The 1,788-nt window shown below is 40.8% G+C and carries 2 protein-coding genes; both read right to left on the bottom strand.

Annotated elements, in window-relative coordinates:
• Positions 1-873: hydroxymethylglutaryl-CoA reductase, degradative (locus HP456_RS23555; protein ID WP_281358129.1), on the bottom strand; the 873-nt coding region annotated here is incomplete at its 3' end.
• Between the two features lie 137 nt (positions 874-1,010).
• Positions 1,011-1,788: sigma-54 interaction domain-containing protein (locus HP456_RS23550; protein ID WP_172255567.1), on the bottom strand; the 778-nt coding region annotated here is incomplete at its 5' end.

Genomic DNA, 1,788 nt, shown 5'->3' with positions numbered 1-1,788 from the left:
ACCTGCTTCTACAGCCCTTGTATCATTGCCTGTTGCCAGGACGACTGCACTGATTCCATTCATGATCCCTTTGTTGTGGGTAGCTGCGCGATAAGGATCCTGAGAAGCGAATGTTGAAGCCATGATAATGGCATCCACTACCTGTTCTCCATTTAAATCTTCCTTTTTTACCGTGCACCTGGATCTGGCTAATCGTTTATCTGCAAGATTCGAAATAATCTTTAAGAGTACATTCCCCCCCGTTAGTGATTCCAGGAGCGGAGCAATACTTTCTGCCATCGTATTAACAGCATTTGCCCCCATGGCGTCCAAAGTATTAACAATTAAATGGACGATCAGCATGGGATGTTGAAGCCCAAAGACTCTCACTTCTAAATCTATTGGGCCCCCGCCCAATTGTTCCAAGGTTGGATCTTGCTTTCGTGCCAGTTCGAGTATCTCTTCTTTATTTTCAAGGATCTTCATTTTCGCACCGTGTAGATCTGCAATCCCTACCAACTGGATTTGGGAAAACATAATGGAACCGGTGGTAGTTGCTTTGAATCCGCCGGATGGGCGCGCCAACTTTGCAGCGTGACTGGCTGCGGCTACAACGGACGATTCCTCCGTCGCCATCGGAATGAATAAATCCCTTTTATTTACTGTAAAATTCACTGCAAGCCCTAAGGGAATTTCAAGTGTTCCAATCGAATTCTCTATTAATTGGTCTGTCAATGCCTCACCTAACCCACCGTAATTCTGATACAGATGGATTTCCTCTGATGTTAAACCTTCTACTCTCTCCAGCAGAATATCTTGCCTTTTTTTCATTGACCGCTGATAAAATTTACTTATTTCTGATGTCAACTTTAACCCCTCCTTACCTTCAACCATGCAAGTAGTATGCCAACTTTGATAAAGTTAGTAGCAGCAGCAAAATAGATTAATTATTCAGATATTTTGTTTCGTTACGAAACGAAATGAAAGCGTTATATTGTTTCTAATCGATACAGTCGTTTCTAAAGGAAACATCACTTCATCTTGTATTCCTTTAATTTTTTATAAAATTTCTTTCTGCTCATTCCCAATAACTCCATTGCTTCTGTACGGTGTCCCTGCGTTTGTTCCAGCGCTTCTTCAATCGCTGATCTTTCTATCTCGCTCCATCGCTTATAAAGGAAAATAAAATCTTCTTCTGCGGCACTATCAGTCTCGTTCGGTTGATACAAATATTCGGGTAAGTTTTCTTGATTTATACGTCCGCTTTTTTCAGCCATGATCACAGCATGCTCAATCACATTCTTTAATTCTCGTATATTTCCTGGCCAGTGATAATGTGCCAATAAAGTTTGTACTTCGGCTGTAAAGGATAATTGCTTATTTTGGATCCGACTAAATTCTTTTAGAAAATGGACGGCTAATGGCATAATATCCATTTTTCTGTTTCTTAATGGAGGAAGTTCGATCGGAAATACGTTAAGTCGAAAGTATAAATCTTCTCTAAACCTGCCTTCTTCTACCCTTTTTTTCAAATCAGCATTTGTTGCAGCGATGATTCGGACATTAATTTTTATTGGGTGGATTCCCCCTACCCGTTCTACTGTTCGTTCTTGAATCACCCTTAATAACTTCACCTGCAGGTTTAAAGGCATTTCCCCAATCTCATCTAAAAAGATGGTTCCTCCATTCGCTAGTTCGAATTTACCTGCCTTGCCCCCTTTTCTTGAGCCAGTAAAGGACCCCTCTTCAAAACCAAAAAACTCACTTTCCAGTAAAGCTTCGGGGATAGCAGCACAATTCACTTTAATA

The organism is Bacillus haikouensis, from assembly GCF_013179555.1.
GTDB lineage: Bacteria > Bacillota > Bacilli > Bacillales > Bacillaceae_B > Rossellomorea > Rossellomorea haikouensis_A.
The sequence above is the reverse complement of the archived record's forward strand: the minus strand, read 5'-3'. Positions and strand labels throughout refer to the sequence as shown.